The 16,815-nt window shown below is 71.5% G+C and carries 20 protein-coding genes and 1 tRNA gene; 12 read left to right on the top strand and 9 right to left on the bottom strand.

Features of this window, described 5'->3' with window-relative positions; all coding sequences use genetic code 11:
• Positions 1-104 precede the first annotated feature (104 nt).
• Positions 105-1,043, top strand: coding sequence for a uracil-DNA glycosylase (locus tag ACYQ1K_RS12640; RefSeq protein WP_459983345.1), 939 nt, complete (start codon positions 105-107; stop codon positions 1,041-1,043).
• A 24-nt stretch (positions 1,044-1,067) separates the two neighbouring features.
• Here the strand turns inward: ACYQ1K_RS12640 and ACYQ1K_RS12635 are convergent, their stop codons facing one another.
• On the bottom strand, positions 1,068-1,682 hold the full coding sequence (locus ACYQ1K_RS12635) for a maleylpyruvate isomerase N-terminal domain-containing protein (protein WP_459983344.1): 615 nt from the start codon (positions 1,680-1,682) through the stop codon (positions 1,068-1,070).
• 34 nt (positions 1,683-1,716) lie between these two features.
• Complete coding sequence (locus ACYQ1K_RS12630) at positions 1,717-2,097, bottom strand: hypothetical protein (protein WP_459983343.1); 381 nt, start codon at positions 2,095-2,097, stop codon at positions 1,717-1,719.
• A gap of 495 nt (positions 2,098-2,592) precedes the next feature.
• On the opposite strand from ACYQ1K_RS12630, the gene ACYQ1K_RS12625 reads away from it, so the two are divergent.
• Complete coding sequence (locus ACYQ1K_RS12625; protein WP_459983342.1) at positions 2,593-2,763, top strand: hypothetical protein; 171 nt, start codon at positions 2,593-2,595, stop codon at positions 2,761-2,763.
• Here the strand turns inward: ACYQ1K_RS12625 and ACYQ1K_RS12620 are convergent.
• On the bottom strand, positions 2,706-3,806 hold the full coding sequence (locus ACYQ1K_RS12620; protein ID WP_459983341.1) for an acyltransferase family protein: 1,101 nt from the start codon (positions 3,804-3,806) through the stop codon (positions 2,706-2,708). The two genes, ACYQ1K_RS12625 and ACYQ1K_RS12620, sit on opposite strands and share 58 nt — an antisense overlap.
• Positions 3,807-3,941: 135 nt before the next feature.
• Here ACYQ1K_RS12620 and ACYQ1K_RS12615 point away from each other — a divergent pair, with 135 nt between their 5' ends.
• Entirely contained in the window at positions 3,942-4,538 is a 597-nt protein-coding gene (locus tag ACYQ1K_RS12615; protein ID WP_459983340.1) for a hypothetical protein, read from the top strand.
• Between the two features lie 49 nt (positions 4,539-4,587).
• Here ACYQ1K_RS12615 and ACYQ1K_RS12610 read toward each other — a convergent pair whose 3' ends face one another.
• Positions 4,588-6,147: a bifunctional phosphatase PAP2/diacylglycerol kinase family protein gene (locus tag ACYQ1K_RS12610; protein ID WP_459983339.1), complete on the bottom strand. Its 1,560-nt coding sequence runs from the start codon at positions 6,145-6,147 to the stop codon at positions 4,588-4,590.
• Positions 6,148-6,188: 41 nt separating this feature from the next.
• Between ACYQ1K_RS12610 and serS the strand changes: the two genes are divergently transcribed.
• Genes serS through ACYQ1K_RS12585 form a run of 5 tightly spaced genes read left to right on the top strand, consistent with a single transcriptional unit; the run spans position 6,189 to position 10,417 of the window.
• Positions 6,189-7,463 carry a serine--tRNA ligase gene (gene serS, locus ACYQ1K_RS12605; RefSeq protein ID WP_459983338.1) on the top strand — a complete coding sequence of 425 codons (1,275 nt, stop codon included), beginning with the start codon at positions 6,189-6,191 and terminating at the stop codon, positions 7,461-7,463.
• A 1-nt stretch (position 7,464) separates the two neighbouring features.
• The gene (locus ACYQ1K_RS12600) at positions 7,465-8,304 is read left to right on the top strand and encodes an HAD family hydrolase (RefSeq protein ID WP_459983337.1); all 840 of its coding nucleotides are present in this window, start codon (positions 7,465-7,467) and stop codon (positions 8,302-8,304) included.
• 19 nt (positions 8,305-8,323) lie between these two features.
• Complete coding sequence (locus tag ACYQ1K_RS12595; RefSeq protein WP_459983336.1) at positions 8,324-8,821, top strand: GNAT family N-acetyltransferase; 498 nt, start codon at positions 8,324-8,326, stop codon at positions 8,819-8,821.
• 25 nt (positions 8,822-8,846) lie between these two features.
• Positions 8,847-9,683, top strand: coding sequence for an HAD family hydrolase (locus ACYQ1K_RS12590; protein ID WP_459983335.1), 837 nt, complete (start codon positions 8,847-8,849; stop codon positions 9,681-9,683).
• A 50-nt stretch (positions 9,684-9,733) separates the two neighbouring features.
• The gene (locus tag ACYQ1K_RS12585) at positions 9,734-10,417 is read left to right on the top strand and encodes a hypothetical protein (protein ID WP_459983334.1); all 684 of its coding nucleotides are present in this window, start codon (positions 9,734-9,736) and stop codon (positions 10,415-10,417) included.
• A gap of 10 nt (positions 10,418-10,427) precedes the next feature.
• Here the strand turns inward: ACYQ1K_RS12585 and ACYQ1K_RS12580 are convergent, their stop codons facing one another.
• From ACYQ1K_RS12580 to mobA, 4 genes are all read right to left on the bottom strand, one after another.
• Positions 10,428-10,976, bottom strand: a complete 549-nt coding sequence (locus ACYQ1K_RS12580) for a bacterial proteasome activator family protein (RefSeq protein ID WP_459983333.1) — start codon at positions 10,974-10,976, stop codon at positions 10,428-10,430.
• Between the two features lie 34 nt (positions 10,977-11,010).
• Positions 11,011-12,000: an NAD(P)H-quinone oxidoreductase gene (locus ACYQ1K_RS12575; protein ID WP_459983332.1), complete on the bottom strand. Its 990-nt coding sequence runs from the start codon at positions 11,998-12,000 to the stop codon at positions 11,011-11,013.
• A gap of 684 nt (positions 12,001-12,684) precedes the next feature.
• Entirely contained in the window at positions 12,685-12,843 is a 159-nt protein-coding gene (locus ACYQ1K_RS12570) for a hypothetical protein (RefSeq protein ID WP_459983331.1), read from the bottom strand.
• Between the two features lie 108 nt (positions 12,844-12,951).
• Complete coding sequence (gene mobA, locus ACYQ1K_RS12565) at positions 12,952-13,671, bottom strand: molybdenum cofactor guanylyltransferase (RefSeq protein ID WP_459983330.1); 720 nt, start codon at positions 13,669-13,671, stop codon at positions 12,952-12,954.
• Positions 13,672-13,695: 24 nt separating this feature from the next.
• Between mobA and ACYQ1K_RS12560 the strand changes: the two genes are divergently transcribed.
• The 4 genes from ACYQ1K_RS12560 (at position 13,696) to ACYQ1K_RS12545 (ending at position 16,344) form a co-directional block, all read left to right on the top strand.
• Complete coding sequence (locus ACYQ1K_RS12560) at positions 13,696-14,466, top strand: carbon-nitrogen hydrolase family protein (RefSeq protein ID WP_459983329.1); 771 nt, start codon at positions 13,696-13,698, stop codon at positions 14,464-14,466.
• Positions 14,467-14,647: 181 nt separating this feature from the next.
• Entirely contained in the window at positions 14,648-15,937 is a 1,290-nt protein-coding gene (locus tag ACYQ1K_RS12555) for a hypothetical protein (protein WP_459983328.1), read from the top strand.
• Positions 15,938-15,982: 45 nt separating this feature from the next.
• Entirely contained in the window at positions 15,983-16,213 is a 231-nt protein-coding gene (locus ACYQ1K_RS12550; RefSeq protein ID WP_459983327.1) for a biotin/lipoyl-binding carrier protein, read from the top strand.
• A 43-nt stretch (positions 16,214-16,256) separates the two neighbouring features.
• Positions 16,257-16,344, top strand: a tRNA-Ser gene (locus tag ACYQ1K_RS12545).
• A 43-nt stretch (positions 16,345-16,387) separates the two neighbouring features.
• On the opposite strand, the gene ACYQ1K_RS12540 is transcribed toward ACYQ1K_RS12545, so the two are convergent.
• Positions 16,388-16,768, bottom strand: coding sequence for a hypothetical protein (locus tag ACYQ1K_RS12540; RefSeq protein ID WP_459983326.1), 381 nt, complete (start codon positions 16,766-16,768; stop codon positions 16,388-16,390).
• Positions 16,769-16,815 lie beyond the last annotated feature (47 nt).

Genomic DNA, 16,815 nt, shown 5'->3' with positions numbered 1-16,815 from the left:
CCGTCGCTGAGGAAATTCGCCGGACGATCTCCGGCCGCCTCACCGTCCCGCAGGAGAGCGTGCCGTCGACGCGCGGCTTGCCGCCATCCCGGAGGATGGATGCCATGGGGGAGGAGCTGCTGCCGCACCCGGCGACGGGCGAGCTGTTCGAGTCGCCGGTGCCCGCGGGCACCGGATGGCCAGGTGACCCCGCCACTGAGGAGACGCCGGTGGCGAGGACGGCCTCACAGGTACGCCGGCTCGCCATTCGCGTCCCCCTCGACGAGCTCGACGCCCGGATCAGCGTGTGCCGTGCGTGCCCCCGGCTGCTTCGCTGGCGGGAGGACGTGGCGCGCACCAAGCGGGCGGCGTACGCCGGCCAGCCCTACTGGGGCCGCCCCATCCCCGGCTTCGGCTCCCCGACCCCGAGCATCCTGATCGTGGGCCTGGCCCCGGCAGCGAACGGCGCGAACCGCACCGGACGCGTCTTCACCGGCGATCGCAGCGGCGACTGGCTGTTCGCCTCGCTGCATCGCGTCGGTCTCGCCACCCAGGGCACGAGCGTGCACGCCGCCGACGGTCTCGAGCTCGTCGACACCCGGATGGTCGCGACCGTCCGATGCGCGCCGCCGCAGAACAAGCCCACGACGATGGAGCGCGACACGTGCTCCCCGTGGATCGAGGCGGAGCTGCGCCTGCTCGCCCCGCACGTGCGGGTCGTCGTGGCGCTCGGTGGCTATGGGTGGGAGGCGACGCTGCGCTCGTACGCCGCCCTCAGCTGGCAGGTCGCCCGCCCCAAGCCTCGCTTCGGGCACGGGGTGGAGGCGACGCTCGTCGGCGACGGTCGCTCGGTCGCGCTGCTCGGCTGCTACCACCCCAGCCAGCAGAACACCTTCACCGGCCGTCTCACCGAGGTGATGCTCGACGACGTGCTGGGTCGGGCGGCGGTGCTGGGTCGGGCGGCGGTGCTGGGCGGGGCGGCATCGCCGGGCGGGGCGGCGTCGCCCGTCGAGGATCATTGCCGCGAATCCGAGTCGAGGGATGACTCGGATCGGCGGCATTGAGGATGCGCAGGGGCCCGAGCACCCTCAGAGCACCGTGAACGCCGCGTGCGGCACCGATCGGCCGGTCGCAGCGAGCAGCAGGTGCGCCGCCTTGCCGTCCGCGATCGCAAGCTCGCCGACGAGACGAAGCGCCTGCCGCGCCGCTGAGGCCGGAAGCTCGAGAGGCTGGCCGAGCGCGGAGGCCAGGTCGGCGCCATGCACGGTCAGCTCGAAGGTCCGTGTCGGCAGGTAGTCGCGCAGCCGCATCGCACCGGCCACCGTCGTCAGGACCTCTGTGCCGTCGCGTGCGCTGAGGAGGTCGCACACCCGCGTGCGGATCTGCGCCACGGCACCGACCGGGTCGTCGCCCAGTGCACGACCGGCCGCCCGTCCGCGCTCGGCGACCTCCGGCCCCGCCGCGATCCCGCGCGTGGCTCGGACGTAGTCGGCCGCCGTGTCGATTTCGACGACGGCGGCAGGCTGGGCCAGGTAGGCCTCGACCGTCAGGAACGAGCGAGTGGTGTGTCCCACCAGCGACCGCACATCCCACTCGCCGAGGCCCCGCTCCTCCCACCGGTCGCCGACCACGGTCGTCAGACGCACGAACGCCTCTGCCGCGTCCCCGAAGGCCCGCAGGGACTCCTTCCAGTCGAAGGTCACGCCGGGAATCTAGCCCCGTCGACCCTCCAGCCGCTCACGACTTCTCGGGCCGCACCGGTCGGCTGACCTTCTTGGTGACGGCCGCCGTCTTCTTGGCGGTTGCGGTGCCGGTCGACCGCCTCGCTGCCGACGTCGTCCTCTTCGTCGTCTTCTTCCCGGGGGCTGCCGCGGACGCCGTTGCCTCTGTCGCCTTCTTCGCGGGGGCTGCTGCCGACACTGCCGCCGACGCCGTCGCCTCTGTCGTCTTCTTCGCGGTGCTGGTCGCGGCGGCTGCCGTGCTCTTCCCGGCCGCGACCGGACGCGGTGGGAACCACACCATCTTCGTCGCCTTGACCTTGGCCATGAACGACGCTCCTCGCGCCGCCCACTTCTCCTGGTCAGCGACGCCGCGCATCCGGCTCTTGAGATCGATCATCGCCTGCTCCCTCCCAGTGCCCCCCGATCGGAGACAGGTCCGGGCCCCTCCCGTCACCCGCCTCTCGATATATCCGTTCCCGGCCGGGCCCGCAGTTACTCCTGACCGTCGGACAACGTCAGGCGGATGGTGGAAGCGGTTGCTCCGTCCGCATGACGTTCGGGGCCAAAGAGTCTCACTTGTTGAGACACTTCATCTCGTCGTACGCACGTGCGAATGGTGCCCTTCCACGCCTGGTGGGAGCGTTTCCACAGGTCACAGCCGGTAATTTCACGTTCAATCATAGTTGTGATCTGGCTCACGCTTGGGTAGGAAATGACTCGGCGAGGCGTTCGGAGACCTATCCCTTACGCAGCGGATCGTTCTCCGAATGCTTCGCCTCCACCCCACCGAGCGACTCACTTCTCCCTGGCGGCATGAGCCGGGACGAACCTCCCGGCTCCTCGCGTGCCGGATGACCCCACCCACGCTTTCGAAGCGAAAGTGAGCGAGCGCATGACAGCGACGAAGAACCCTGCCGGCCAGAGCCTCATGGCCACCACCCTCACCGACACCAACGCGACGACCGAGACCCCCGACTCCGTGCGCAGGAGCGCCAGCCAGTGGCGCTACGGCTCGGCGATCGAGGCCGCACGGGCCCTCAACGCCGGTTCAGGCGGCCGCTGAGGCTGCTGAGGACGCCTGCGTCCGAGGCGAGCGCGCAAGGGACGCTCCACGAACCGGAAGCTCACCTCCGCCATCGGGAGGAACAGGGCGATCCAGACGACATCCCCGATCAGCGTGTGGCCGAGCCAGGCGAGCACGGCGATCCGGGCCAGGACGTTCCACAGATAGAGGGAGTAGGACCGTTCACCCAGCCAGCGCATGGGCCGGCTGGCCATGATCGTCCCGATCGCCGACTCCGGGCGCGTCTCGACGCCGACCAGTGCGACGAGCGTGAGCGCCGTCCCGGCCACGATCACCACGGAGGGCCGGTAGGTGTCGTTGTGAGACGCCACCAGGGGCAGGGCGGCGACGGCGAGGACGGCGAACGGCGCCAGGTGTCGGAGCGTCCCACGTAGCCAGCCGTTGTGCACCACGATCGCGAGCAGCGCCCCCACCAGGATCGGCAGGGCGTTGGTGTCGGTGCCGAAGTACTCATGCTGGTCGTACTTCACCGCTCGGGTCAGCGCGAGATACAGGTCGAGGGCGAGTGTCGAGAAGGCGAGGAACAGGGTCAGCCCGGCGAACAGTCGCGGGCTGCGGCGGTAGCCCCAGATGAGGGCGAACGGCCACAGCAGGTAGAACTGCTCCTCGACCGAGAGGGACCACGTGTAGTTGAAGTAGTCCTTCGTCGCGAAGACGTGACCGCTCCAGTCGAAGAGGCTGGTGGTGTAGGTGAGGGCGGCGCCCGCGGGCGCGAGCACCTGCCCGGCGCTGAGATCACGTCGGTCCAGGAGCAGGGTCACCGTGGTGGCCGCGACGACCGTCGCCAGCGCCGGGCACAGACGAGCCGCACGACGGCGATAGAAGCCGCGGACGTCGATGCCGCCCGTCTCGAGCTCGCGGACCAGCAACGTCGTGATCAGGTAGCCCGACAGGCAGAAGAAGACCGTCACGCCGATGAACCCGTCGATGAGTGGCCTCGTCATGGCGTGCTGGCCCAGCACCAGGAGAATGGCCAGGCCTCGGATCCCATCCAAGCCGGGGTGGCAACCGCGGTCGCGCACCCTTCGAGCCTAGCTCCGGCAAAGACGTGCGCGACCTCCTCACGGGCTATGGACCCCGGACGCGGGCGGTTCTAACGTCGGTGGGTGGACACGAGACCACCTCACTCCCGAGGCGGCCTCAGAACGGAGGCCACGGTGTTCATTCAGATCATTCAGGGCAAGTGCACGCGGCAGGACGAGCTGCACGCGTTGGCAGACAGATGGCGCCAGGAGATCGGCCCCCAGGCGGACGGCTGGCTCGGCGGCACCTACGGCTTCACCGATGACGACATGTTCGTCGGTGTGGTCCGCTTCGAGAGTCGCGAGAAGGCCATGGCGAACTCACGCCGTCCGGAGCAGGGCGCGTGGGCCGAGCAGATGATGGCGCTCATGGACGGCGAGGTCACCTACCACGACTGCGACGACGTGACCCTGCTGATGGACGGCGGATCGGACGACGCCGGCTTCGTGCAGGTGATTCGCGGCAAGGTCGACGACCCGAGCCGGCTCAAGGCCATGCTGACCCGCGACTCGACCATGTTGCACGAGATGCGGCCCGAGATCCTCGGCGCGACTCTTGCGATCGAGCCGGACGGCACCTTCACCGAGACCGTCGCGTTCACCGACGAGGCCAGCGCCCGCAAGGGCGAGAGCATGGAGCCCCCGGAGGAGGTGCGTGCCGAGCTGGACTACGCCATGAGCGGCGCGACCTTCTACGACCTGCACAGGCCGTGGTTCGACTCGGCTGACTGACGCCACACACACGACAGCGCCGATCCGGCCGGCTCGGGCGCCGGCCGGATCAGCGCGGGACGCGCACCAGCAGCCGCCCGTGCACGTTCGTCATCCGCAGCTCGCGGCCCGGACCGATCGTGTCGCCGTCGAGCTGGCGGGGGGTGTCACGGTCGGCGCGGATGACGACCGTGCGGCCGGTCATGCGGTTGACCAGCTCGTCGGTGCGGGGGCGCCTCGCGAGCACCCGGAAGGCGAGCGGCAGCCACGACCAGAACCGCTGCGGATAGAGCAGCACGACGTCCAGCAGCCCGTCGTCGATCTCGGCGTCGGGCAGCAGCGGCATGCCGGCGGTCAGGGAGCCCACGTTGCCGACGACGATCGTGCGCGCCCGATGCTTGGTGAACTCTCCGTCGTCCACGGAGATCTCCAGGCGCACCGCGGGGTACATCAGCGCCTTCAGGCCCGAGAGCACGTAGGCGAACCAGCCCACCCGCGCCTTGATGTCCTCGTTGACGCCCTCCATGATCGCGGCGTCGAAGCCCATGCCGGCCATCACGAGGAAGTGGGTCCGCTCGGTCCCGTCGCCCTCCACCTCGACCATGTCGATGGCGCGGTCCTGCCCGGTGAGCGCCACGTCGATGGCCGCGCGCAGGTAGAGCGGGATGGCGAGGTTGCGTGCCAGAAGGTTCCCGGTGCCGGCCGGGATGATGCCGACCGGGATGCCGGTGCCGGCGAGCTCGGCACACACCTCGCGGACGGTCCCGTCGCCGCCGCAGACCAGCACCAGCTCGGCGCCGTTGACCGCGGCCTGCTCGGCCTGGCCCGTGCCGGAGTCCTCGACCGTCGTGAAGTACCACCGCGGCTCCTGCCACCCCGCCTCGACCGCCATCGAGTTCACGATCGACTGGAACTGGCCGACGCTCTCGACCTTGCTCGGGTTCAGCACGACCGCGCAGCGCTTGTCGCCGGCGTACACCTCCGGCAACGGCTCCGCCTTCACCGCCTGCGAGACCGGCAACGGCGAGTAGACGACCAGGCCGACGAGCACGAGGCCGGCGCCGAAGAGGAGACCGCCGAGCACGTCGGTGATGTGGTGGCGGCCGAGCAGGAGGCGGTCGGCGCAGACGAGGACGATGAGGAGGACCGAGGCGGCCACGATGAGGCGCCGCAGCCACGTCTTGCGGACGAAGATGAGCGCGAGCGCGGTCGTGACGCCGAAGTACGCCGTCGCGTGGATGACGTGGCCGCTGGGGAACGCGAGCCCCGTGTAGGGCGACAGCGGGTCCTGCCACGACGGCCGCGGACGGTCGACGACGCGCTTGACGACCTGGCTGACGACGAGGGCCGCCGCGTTGACCCCGATGGCATACACCGCTGCCCGTCGGTAGCCCTTCACCCACAGCCCGACCGCCAGCACCGCGGTGTAGAGGACGAACGGCAAGAACTCGAAGAGCGCCTCGACGAAGCGGGCGCCGCCGTGCACCACGCCATGGGCCACGACGAGCGGCTCCCCGAGCGCCTTGTCGAACCCGTCCGCCGCGCCCAGTCCGACGACGACCGCCAGCAGGAGCCCCAACGCGAGGCAGGAGATCCCTGCGGTGAGCGTGGTGGTACGACGGTCCGGCACGCGCGAAAGGATACGGTCCCGGCCCCGATAGGCTCGTCACCGTGATCGACCCGCGCATCCTCCGTGAAGACCCCGACCGCGTCCGAGCCTCCCAGGCCAAGCGGGGGCTGAGTGTCGCGGCGGTCGACGAGGCGCTCTCGGCCGACGCGGCGCGCCGCGCCGCGATCGTGGCCTACGAGGAGAGGCGTGCCGAGCAGAAGCAGATGGGCAGCCAGGTCGCCAAGGCCCAGGGCGAGGAGAAGGTGGAGCTGCTCACCCGGACCAGGGCGCTCGCGGCCGAGGTGAAGTCCCTCGAGGAGGCGCAGCGGAGCGCCGAGGACACCTGGGTCACGGCGCTGAAGAGCATCCACAACATCACCGCCGACGAGACGCCCGCCGGGGGCGAGGATGACTTCGTCGTCCTCGAGCGGGTCGGCACCCCGCGCGACTTCGCGGCCGAGGGCTTCGAGCCGCGCGACCACGTCGAGCTCGGCCGCATGCTCGGCGCCATCGACCTCGAGCGGGGCGCCAAGGTCTCGGGGTCGCGGTTCTACTACCTGACCGGCGTCGGCGCCGAGCTCGAGTTCGCGCTCATCAACCTCGCCATGGAGCAGGCGCGCGAGGCCGGCTTCACCCAGGTGATCGCGCCGGCCCTGGTGCGCCCCGAGGCGATGGAGGGCACCGGGTTCCTCGAGCAGGCCGAGGAGAACGTCTACCGGATCGAGGGCGAGGAGCTCTATCTGGTCGGCACCTCTGAGGTGCCGATGGCGGCCTACCACTCCGACGAGATCCTCGACCCCGCCACGCTTCCCCTGCGGTACGCCGCCTTCTCCTCCTGCTTCCGCAAGGAGGCCGGCTCGGCGGGCAAGGACACCAAGGGCATCATCCGCGTCCACCAGTTCGAGAAGGTGGAGATGTTCGTCTACACCACGCTCGAGGAGTCATACGCCGAGCACGAGCGCCTGCTGGCCTGGGAGAAGGAGTTCCTCGACAAGCTCGAGCTGGCCTACCAGGTCATCGACGTCGCTGCGGGCGACCTGGGCAACAGCGCGGCCCGCAAGTTCGACTGCGAGGCGTGGATCCCGACCCAGGGCAAGTACCGCGAGCTCACCTCGACCTCCAACTGCCTCGACTTCCAGGCCCGCCGACTCGACATCCGCGGCCGCTTCGAGCGAGGCACCGCCCCCGTCGCCACCCTCAACGGCACGCTCACCGCGATCACCCGGGCGATCGTCGCGCTCCTCGAGACCCATCAGCAGGCCGACGGCTCCGTGCGGGTGCCGAAGGCGCTGCAGAAGTGGCTCGGCCGCGACGTGCTCGAGCCGGTGGCGCGCTGAGATGACGGCATTCGCCGCTGCGAGCGCTTGGAAGCCGAGGGTCGTCGCGCTCGACATCGACGGCACCCTGCTGAAGTGGATCGCGGGACAGGGCGCCACGGTGGAGGAGATCCCGCCCGCGGTGTACGACGCCGTCAACCGCGCCTACGACGCCGGCGCGAACATCGTGCTGGCCTCGGGCCGCTCCCCGCACGGCATGACCAAGGTCGCCGACATGCTCGGCCTGCCCCGCGACGGCGATGACCGGCTCTGGATCGTGGCCTCCAACGGCTCGGTGATCCTGCGCTACCCGCCGATGGACGTCGTGCATGAGGAGACGTTCGACGCCCGGGAGGCCGTCTTCGCGATCCTCGAGCGGCACCCGTCGGCGCTGGTCGCCGTCGAGGAGCGCGGCGTGGGCTACCGGCTCAACGACCACTTCCCGCCCGGCGAGCTGACCGGCGACATGATCGTCACCCCCGTCGAGGAGCTCGTCGCCCAGCCGGTCTCCCGTGTGATCATCCGCGATCCCGCGGCGACCGCGGACGAGTTCGTCGCGCTCGGCCGCGAGCTGGGCCTGCAGGGCACCTCCTACGTGGTCGGGTGGACCGCCTGGCTCGACCTCGCGGCCGTGGGGGTCTCCAAGGCGTCGGGTCTCTCCTACGTCGTCGACCAGCTCGGGCTCGAGCCGTCGGACGTGCTGGCGATCGGCGACGGTCGCAACGACGTGGAGATGCTGGAGTGGGCCGGCCGCGGGGTCGCGATGGGGCACGCGCCCGAGGAGGTGCGCGAGATCGCGGACGATGTCACCGGGTCGGTCGACGACGACGGTGCCGCCGAGGAGATCTCGCGGTGGTTCTAGTGCCGATGGCTCGCGGACCGTGGTGCTGACCCTGGCGCCGGTCGCCAGCGAGCGGCTGGTGCTGGCGCTGTGGGACGCGGCGACCGTGGCGGCGATCCGCGGGGGCGGGCGTCTGGACGGCTGGCACCGCGACTTCCCTCGCGAGGACGACCGCGATGTGGCGTCGTTGTGGCACGAGGGCGACCCGTGGGGGCCGCGCTCGATCGTGCGCGGCGTGACGACGCTGGGGTCGATCGGGTTCTTCGGTCCGCCGACCGTCTCCGCGGACGGAGTGCCGGAGACCGAGGTGGGCTACGGACTGGTCGCCGAGGCCTGGGGCTGGGGGTTCGCGACCGAGGCACTGCGGGCGCTGCTGAGGCACACCGACGAGGCCGGCGTACGGATCCGGGCGTCGGTGGAGCCCGAGAACGCCCGCTCCCTGCGGGTGCTGGCGAAGTCGGGCTTCACCCAGCTGCGCGGCTCGAACGACGACGGCGAGCTGGTGATGGCGCGGCCGCTGCCGATCACACGGCCCTGAGGTCGCGTGGGGGAGAATGCGTCGCGTGGTTGCCGCCGCTGACACGCCCTCGTCGCTGCCGGGGCTCGTCGCCACCGATCTGGACGGCACGCTGGTCCGCTCCGACGGCACCGTGTCGGCCTACACCGTCGACGTGCTCGCCGAGCTCGACGCACGCGGCGTGCACGTCGTCTTCGTCACCGGTCGCCCGCTGAGGTGGGCGCGCGAGGTCTTCTCCTACGTCGGCAGCCACGGCCTGGCCATCGTCTCGAACGGTGCGCTGGTCTGGGATGTGGCCGAGGACCGGCCGTGGCTCGAGCGCCCGATGACGCCCGAGATATCCCTCGACGTCGCGCACGCGCTGCGCGCTGCGATCCCCGGTGTGCAGTTCGCCGCCGAGACGGTCGCCGGGTGGGCGATGGAGCCCGGCTACCTGCGCGGACGCGTCGCCGACGACCGCGGCTTCACGCCCGAGGAGCTGCCGTTGGAGGACCTCGTCGGTGTCCCGGTGCTCAAGCTGCTGGCCCGCGGCGGCGGGCTCGACGCTGACGACTTCGTGGCGGCCGCCGTGCCGGTCGTGGGCGACCGGGTCAACGTCACCCACTCCTCGTTCCCGCTCCTGGAGATCAGCGCGCTCGAGGTGACGAAGGCCTCCACGCTCGAGCTGGTCGCGTCGAAGCTCGGCGTCGACGCCGCCGACGTCGTGGCCTTCGGCGACATGCCGAACGACCTTCCGATGCTCACCTGGGCGGGGACGTCGTACGCCATGGCGGACGCACACCCCGAGGTCCTCGCCTGCGCGACGCACGTGGCGCCGGGGCACGACGACGACGGCGTGGCGCGTGTGCTGGCCGACGTGCTGGCCGGCGCGCTGGGCCGCTGACCGGGCGGCCCGACGTGTCATCCGGCCCCCGGATCTGGTCTGATGGGCGGGTGCTGCGCCGTGCTCTCGCCTTCGCTCTCGTGGCGGCCTGCCTCACGGTCGGCGGCCTGGTCGGCTTGGGGTCGCCGGCTTCGGCAGCGTCCGCCGCGTCGGGTGCGTCGGCTGTGTCGGGTATGTCGGGTGTGTCGGCTGCCTCGGTGGGGTCGGTTGGCCCGGCCGCCTCGGCTGCGGTGGCCTGCCCTCGGCCTGCCCCGGCGGTGGCGGTGCGGCGGGCCGCGGTCGTCTTCACCGGTGTCGTGACCTCAGCCTCGGTGAGCGGCGACTCGTTCGTGCAGACGGTCAAGGTGGACCACGTCTACAAGGGCCAGGTCACCAGCGAGGAGGTGCGGGTCCGCACGACCGGCGGCCCTTGCGGGCTCGGCAAGCTGACGACCGACGAGCGGTACGTCGTGATGGCGATGCCCGACGGCGACAGCTGGCTCGCCGGCCCACGCTCGGGGACCGCGCAGGCGAGCGACGCGCTCCTCGCGCGGATCCAGACGCTGCTCGGACCCGGCACGGCGCCCACCACCGCGCCGCCGGAGCCGAAGCAGGTCGCCTACACCCAGGTCGGGTCGACGCACCCGCGCTCGTTCCTCCGAGTCGCGGCGCCAGGCATCGCGCTCGTCATCGTCGGACTGCTCGGCCTCGTGGTCGCCCGCCGCTGGGGGCACGGGCACACGTCCGAGGTCTAGCGGCGCAAGCCTAGAGGTACATCCCGCTGCTCTGGCCCGGGTGCTGGAGACCGTCGCCGCCCGGCTGGCCGGGAGCCTCCGGCTGCCCCATCCCTTGCGGCAGCCCTCGCCGGATCTGCTCGAACTGCGCGCGAGCCGCGACCTGCTGGGCGTAGATGGCCGTCTGGATCCCGTGGAAGAGGCCCTCGAGCCAGCCGACCAGCTGCGCCTGCGCGATGCGCAGCTCGCTCTCCGACGGCACGTCGTCCTCGGTGAACGGCAGCGTCAGGCGGTCGAGCTCCTCGACGAGCTCGGGCGCCAGCCCCTGCTCGAGCTCCTTGATGGAGGAGGCGTAGATCTCCCTCAGGCGGGTGCGCGAGGCCTCGTCGAGCGGCGCAGCCTTCACCTCCTCGAGGAGCTGGCGGATCATCGAGCCGATCCGCATGACCTTCGCGGGCTGCTCGACGAGCTCGGTGATGCTGCGCTCGCCGTCGTCGTCCGACCCGTCCCCGGGGGCGGTGGGCGTGACGGCGACCGGGCGACCATCAGGGCCGATGACGACTACCTGCTCCTCGCTCATGGCTCCCACCCTAGATGGCATCGGAAAGCACTGTTCAGACGGTCAGCAGCAGCTTGCCGGTGTGGTCGCCCGACGTCATGCGCTCGTGGGCCTGCCTCGCCTCGTCGAGCGGGTAGGTCCGGTCGATGATCGGCCGGATCGTCCCCCTCTCGACGAGCGGCCAGACATGCTCGACGACCTCGGCGCAGACGGCCGCCTTCCCGCGCGGACCGTCGGTCGGCCGGCTGCGCAACGTCGTCCCCGTCACGGAGGCGCGCTTGCGCATCAGCGCGTTGATGTCGAGCTCGGCCTTGGCGCCACCCTGCAGGCCGATCACCACCAGGCGGCCGCCGTCGGCGAGGGCGTCGACGTTGCGGGCGAGATACTTCGCACCCATGTTGTCGAGGATGACGTCGGCACCGCCGTGGGCCTTCGCGACGCTCACCCAGTCCCCGGCGGAGCCCTCCTCGTGGTAGTCGATCGCCACGTCGGCGCCCAGCTCGCGGCAGAAGTCGAGCTTCTCCGGGGTGCCGGCGGTCGTCAGCACCGTGACGCCCATGGCCTTCGCGAGCTGGATCGCGAAGCTGCCGATCCCACCGGCGCAGCCGTGCACGAGGAGCGTGTCGCCCGCGCGAAGTCCGGCGGTCATGGCGAGGTTCGACCAGACGGTGCAGGCCACCTCGGGGAGCGCGGCCGCCTCGACGAGGCTCACCCCGGCCGGGACCCGCATGACCTGGCCGGCCGGGACGGCCACCTTCTCGGCGTAGCCGCCCCCCGCGAGCAGCGCGCACACCTCGTCGCCGACGGACCAGCCGTCGACGCCTTCGCCGAGCGCAGCCACGGTGCCGCTGCATTCCATGCCGATGATGTCGGAGGCGCCGGGCGGCGGCGGGTAGAAGCCCTGCCGTTGCAGCAGGTCGGCCCGGTTGAGGCCCGCGGTCGCAACGTCGATGACGATCTCGCCTGGCTGTGGAGCCGGGTCCGGGACGTCAGCGATGGTGAGGACCTCGGGCCCCCCGGGCTCGGAGACGACGACGGCGCGCATGGGTCTCAGGCTAAGGCTGTTCCCTCAGGGCCCCGCGTCGAGGTCCGGGCCGGACAGGCGCTGGCGGTGCGGGGCGGCGGAGGCTGCTCTGTTCGCTCTGTTCGCTCTGTTCGCTCTGTTCGCTCTGTGGGCTCTGTTCTCTCTGTGGGCTGGGTGGGCTGGGCGGGCTCTGTCGGCTCCGTCTCGACGGGCTCCGGAAGGCGGCGGGGCCAAGGACGCGACCGGCGACGCGGGCGGGGCATCCGCCGCCGGAGCCGGTCACAAGCCGTTCCCGGAGGCCGTTCCCGCCGGAGCGAGATGTGAACCCTGGCCCCGCGCCGACGGGCACGGTTTGCGGGGCAATTCCAGGTCACAGTCAATTGACTGTGACCTGGAATTGCCCGACGACAGTGGCCGGTGGCGAGGTGTCGGCTCGGGGGATTTGGTCACGCGATGGCGAGACGATCGGCCGCTGGCGCTGCGACGTGGGTGGGGCCGTCGACCGCCTGGCGCGGCAATGTGGTGGCATGGGCGTCGACCGTCTGGTGCGGCCAGGCGGCCCGGCTGTTCGCGACCTGACCCGGCGGCCCGGCTGTTCGCGATATGGCGCGGCGAGGCGGCCCGGCTGTTCGAGATATGGCGCGGCGAGGCGGCCCGGCTGTTCGGGACCTGACCCGGCGAGCCAGTGCGGGGGCCGAGGGGCGGTCAGACGCGAGCGGTGCTCGGCTCGGTCGGTCGGTCTGTGGGCGTGGTCTCGACAGGCTCGGGGGCGCCGACTCGGCCGGGGACGCGCGTCGTCGTCGTCACCTCGTACGCCGGCTGGAACGGCCGCCGCGGCGGCTTGGTCGGGACTGTCTTGGACATCGAACGCTTTCGTTGCTGCTGGGGGCCGAGACAGGCGGATCTGTCGCCGGCTGGATGGGCAACAGGATGATCCATCGGCCCCTGCAGCGCCCGGCAATGAGCCCGATATCACCCAGATGTGCTGCGATCTTGGTCACTTCGGGTGGTCTCGCGCTCGGCCGGCATCGCTCCCTCGGGTCCGCCGATCGTCTCGGGCCCGCCCATACCCTCAGGCTCGCCCGCCCTCCCTGCACCTCCGCCGGTCGCCTCGGGTCCGCCCGCCCTCCCCGCGCCTCCGCCCAGGTCGACCAGATCCGCCCAGGTGTCGAGATCGCGATGCTCGTCTCCCGTCGACTGCACGTCGACGAGCTCGAGCGGGGCGAGCAGCCTCCACAGCGCGAGGTTGCGCGCACCCTCCGAGTCGAGCCTGATCTCGCGCAGCCGCTGGGCGGAGACGACGAGGGCGAGGTGGCGTCGACCGTCCGGTCCGACGAGGACCGCACCATCAGCGTCAGCGGCCGCATCGACCAGCCGGCGCAGCGTCACGGAGGTCAGCCGGGGCATGTCGACGGCCACGACGGCGACGTACGCCGGAGGGGTGCGCATCGCGTCGAGGCCGGTGAGCAGGCCGGCGGCGGGGCCGCCGTACCGCGGCGTCTCGCGCACGAACGTGACCGGACCCTCCGTCGGCACGGCGTCGCCGACCACGACGACCTCGCCCGCCTCAGCGACCGCGTCCAGCGCCCAGTCGAGCAGCGTGCGGCCACCGATCTCGAGGCTGGCCTTGTCGCGCCCATCGAGCCGTGCCGCCCGGCCGCCCGCGAGCACGATCGCTGACCACGGCGCCATGCCGGCTGATCCTAGAGTGGTCCCATGATCGCCTGGGAGCATCTCGACGTCGCACTCGTCCAGGCCGCTGCGGACATCGCGCCGGAGAAGAACCGGGCTCGCCTTGACGAGCTCGCCCCGACCGGCGCGGACCTGGTCGTCTTCCCGGAGGCGTTCGCCCGTGACTTCGGGCCCGTGGGCGACGACTTGGACCCCGACGCTGAGCCGCTCGACGGGCCGTTCGCCACCGAGCTCGCACGCGTGGCGGCCGACCGGGGCAGCACCATGGTGGCCGGGATGTTCGAGGCGACCGCGGGCCACCCCTTCAACACCCTGGTCGCGACCGACGGCACGTCGCAGCGGACCTATCGCAAGATCCACCTCTACGACTCGTTCGGCTACCGCGAGTCGGACCGTCTCAGTGCCGGTGAGATCGAGCCGGCGCTCCTCGACGTCGGCGGCGCGACGGTGGGGCTGATGACCTGCTACGACCTCCGCTTCCCCGAGCTCGCTCGCGCGCTGGTCGCCGCCGGCGCCGAGATCCTGGTCCTGCCGGCGGCCTGGGTCGCCGGGGAGCGGAAGGTCGACCATTGGCGGACCCTCGTGCGGGCGCGTGCGATCGAGAACACCGCCTACGTCGTCGCAGCCGGGCAGCCGGCCCCTCGCTACAGCGGCCACTCCCTCGTGGTGGACCCGCTCGGCGACGTCCTCGCCGAGGCGGCCGACGGCGAGGAGACGCTCACGGCACGACTGGAGCGCTCGGTCCTCGACCGTGCCCGCGAGCTCAACCCCAGCCTGGCGAACCGTCGGATGTGAGCCCGCGCCGGTCGGCGTCGGGGCCTCAGGCCGGCCGGGCGAGGTAGTTCGGGACGTTTCCCGCGGTCTACTGGCCGGTCATGGTCGGAAACGTCCCGTATTACCCCGACCGGGCACGCAACAGTCGAGCGGCCGTCGGCGACCACCACTGGTGTGGTCCGATCCTCTACCCTTGCCTGCCGTGAGCAGAGTCGTCCCGCGTCGCCGAGCCGAGCCGGTTCGAGGCGGCGGAGGGCGCCGCGCCACCCCCCGGCCGAGCTCCGCCGAGCGCAGGGGCGAGCGCACGACTGAGCACACGACTGAGCACACGGGCGAGCGCTCGCGTGAGCATGCCGACACACGCCCCGACGGACGTCCCGATGCCCGCCGCGGCGTCGCCGCGATCGTGGAGCACGATCCGCACGACGAGCCGTCGACCCGGCGCAGTGTCGCCCTCGAGGGGCCGGCCGCACCTGCCGCCGTGGAGCCCGCCGACAGCACCCAGGCACCGCTCATCGAGATCGTCCTGTGGGTGATCGTCGTCGCGGCCGGTGTCGGGTCACTCGTGGCGGGCATGGTCCCGGTCGGTCCGTCGTGGCTGCCAGGCGCGGGCGCGGTGGCCATCGGCACGGCGTACACCTGGGTCCTGGCGGCCCGCACCGGCGGACGTCCCGTGGTCTTCAGCGTGCTGACGCTGGCGGTGGGGATGCTCACGCTCGTGCTCGGCAACGACGATCTGCGCACTGGGGCCGCCGTCGTCACGGCGGCGGTCTCCGCCGTGCTCGGCGTCGTGATCACGGTGCCGGCCGTGAGGTTCCTCGATGCCGTGCGCGAGACCTGCATCGCCGTCGCGGTCGCGGCCATCGGGGCGGTGGCCGTGCTGGGCTTCGAGCCGTCGGTCGACGTGACCAGGTTCGAGTACGCCGTCCTCGTCCTCTCTCTGCTGTGCGTCTTCACCCTCGTCTACCGCCTGGGCGCGGGTCTGCACGGCCTCGGCAGCCGCGGCCTGTTCATTGTGCTGGTCGGGGCGGTCGTGCTGGGCGTGACGCTGCTCTACGCCGAGATGCTGCGGCGCTATGGCACTCCCGACCTGGTCAGCACACTGCTGGACGGCGTGCACTGGAGCCGCGAGAACCTGGGGGCCTTCCCGCGGCCGATCGAGGCGGTGCTCGGGGTCCCGGCGCTCGTCTGGGGCACTCACATGCGGGCGCGTCGGCGACAGGGATGGTGGGTCTGCGCCTTCGGCGTGGCGGGCACCGCCGCCGTCTCCGACGCGCTGGTCAACCCGGCGATCACGGTGGTGGAGTCGGCGCTGTCGGTCGTCTACGGACTCGTGATCGGCCTGGTGATCGGCTACGTCGTCGTGCGCATCGACCTCGCCGTCACCGGTGCCGGCGGCAGCAGCCGGGCCGTCGGCCGCCGTGGCCGCCGAGCGGAGGAGGCCGAGCACGCCGTTCGCCCGGAGCCCAAGCGGACCGACGCGCTGCTCTGACCCCCATGACGACCTACGCGTCGGTAACGGCTAGCGTCCGTTGATGTGCCCAGGGAGAGTGTGACCGCGATCGTCGCCGAGATGGTCGCGAACGTGATGGAGGTCTCCGTCGAGGTCGGCTCGACGGTCGCACCCGGCGATGCCGTGGCGCTGCTGGAGTCGATGAAGATGGAGATCCCGGTCATCTCCGAGCACGGCGGCGTCGTGCGCGCGGTGAAGGTCGCGGCGGGCGATGTCGTCCAGGAGGGCGACGTGCTGGTCGAGCTGACCAGCTGAGCACGGTTAGGCTTCCGCCAGCACCGCAGTCGGGGTGCGTCCAGGATGGTTGGCAGAGCGGACGATTGCACTCGCCTTGAAAGCGAGCGTGCCGAGAGGCACCGGGGGTTCGAATCCCTCACCATCCGCCACGCGGGTCTCCGCCGCTCGCCGATGAGCGCCAGACGGTGATCCTCAGTCCTCGCCGCCGAGCTCGAGCTCCACGTCGTCGTACACCAGGTCGTGCACCCGCTGGATGTGGTGCGAGATGTCGCCGACGAGCCGCTTGAGCTGGTGCCGGATCTCCTCCGCGTCGTGCGTCTCCAGCACCGCTGAGGTCAGCGCGGCCAGCCGGGCGAGGAGGTCGTTGCGCTCGCGGTACGCCGCCCCTCCGCGGGCCGCGAGCCAGCCGTCGTGTGACCCGACGGCCTCGGTGACGAGGCGGTCGCGCAGGATCACGAGCCGCTGGCGCACCGACCACCGCCAGTTCCCGAGGGGTACGCCGGCCCCGCGCGGTGCGTCGAGGGCGTGGTCGAGTGCGCGCAGAGCGTCCGAGGTGCCCGCGGCGTCAGCCATGCGGCTAAGTGTGAGCCAGGTCACTGAGATCGACAACCCCGATGCGG

The sequence above is a fragment of the Nocardioides sp. AN3 genome (assembly GCF_054653495.1).
The sequence above is the reverse complement of the archived record's forward strand: the minus strand, read 5'-3'. Positions and strand labels throughout refer to the sequence as shown.

Bases quoted from the DNA above. Each gene is read 5' to 3' on its own strand.
- ACYQ1K_RS12640 (WP_459983345.1), top strand. From the start codon at position 105: ATGGGGGAGGAGCTGCTGCCGCACCCGGCGACGGGCGAGCTGTTCGAG.
- ACYQ1K_RS12630 (WP_459983343.1), bottom strand. From the start codon at position 2,097: ATGATCGATCTCAAGAGCCGGATGCGCGGCGTCGCTGACCAGGAGAAG.
- ACYQ1K_RS12625 (WP_459983342.1), top strand. From the start codon at position 2,593: ATGACAGCGACGAAGAACCCTGCCGGCCAGAGCCTCATGGCCACCACC.
- ACYQ1K_RS12600 (WP_459983337.1), top strand. From the start codon at position 7,465: ATGACGGCATTCGCCGCTGCGAGCGCTTGGAAGCCGAGGGTCGTCGCG.
- ACYQ1K_RS12580 (WP_459983333.1), bottom strand. From the start codon at position 10,976: ATGAGCGAGGAGCAGGTAGTCGTCATCGGCCCTGATGGTCGCCCGGTC.
- ACYQ1K_RS12575 (WP_459983332.1), bottom strand. From the start codon at position 12,000: ATGCGCGCCGTCGTCGTCTCCGAGCCCGGGGGGCCCGAGGTCCTCACC.
- ACYQ1K_RS12570 (WP_459983331.1), bottom strand. From the start codon at position 12,843: ATGTCCAAGACAGTCCCGACCAAGCCGCCGCGGCGGCCGTTCCAGCCG.
- mobA (WP_459983330.1), bottom strand. From the start codon at position 13,671: ATGGCGCCGTGGTCAGCGATCGTGCTCGCGGGCGGCCGGGCGGCACGG.
- ACYQ1K_RS12560 (WP_459983329.1), top strand. From the start codon at position 13,696: ATGATCGCCTGGGAGCATCTCGACGTCGCACTCGTCCAGGCCGCTGCG.
- ACYQ1K_RS12540 (WP_459983326.1), bottom strand. From the start codon at position 16,768: ATGGCTGACGCCGCGGGCACCTCGGACGCTCTGCGCGCACTCGACCAC.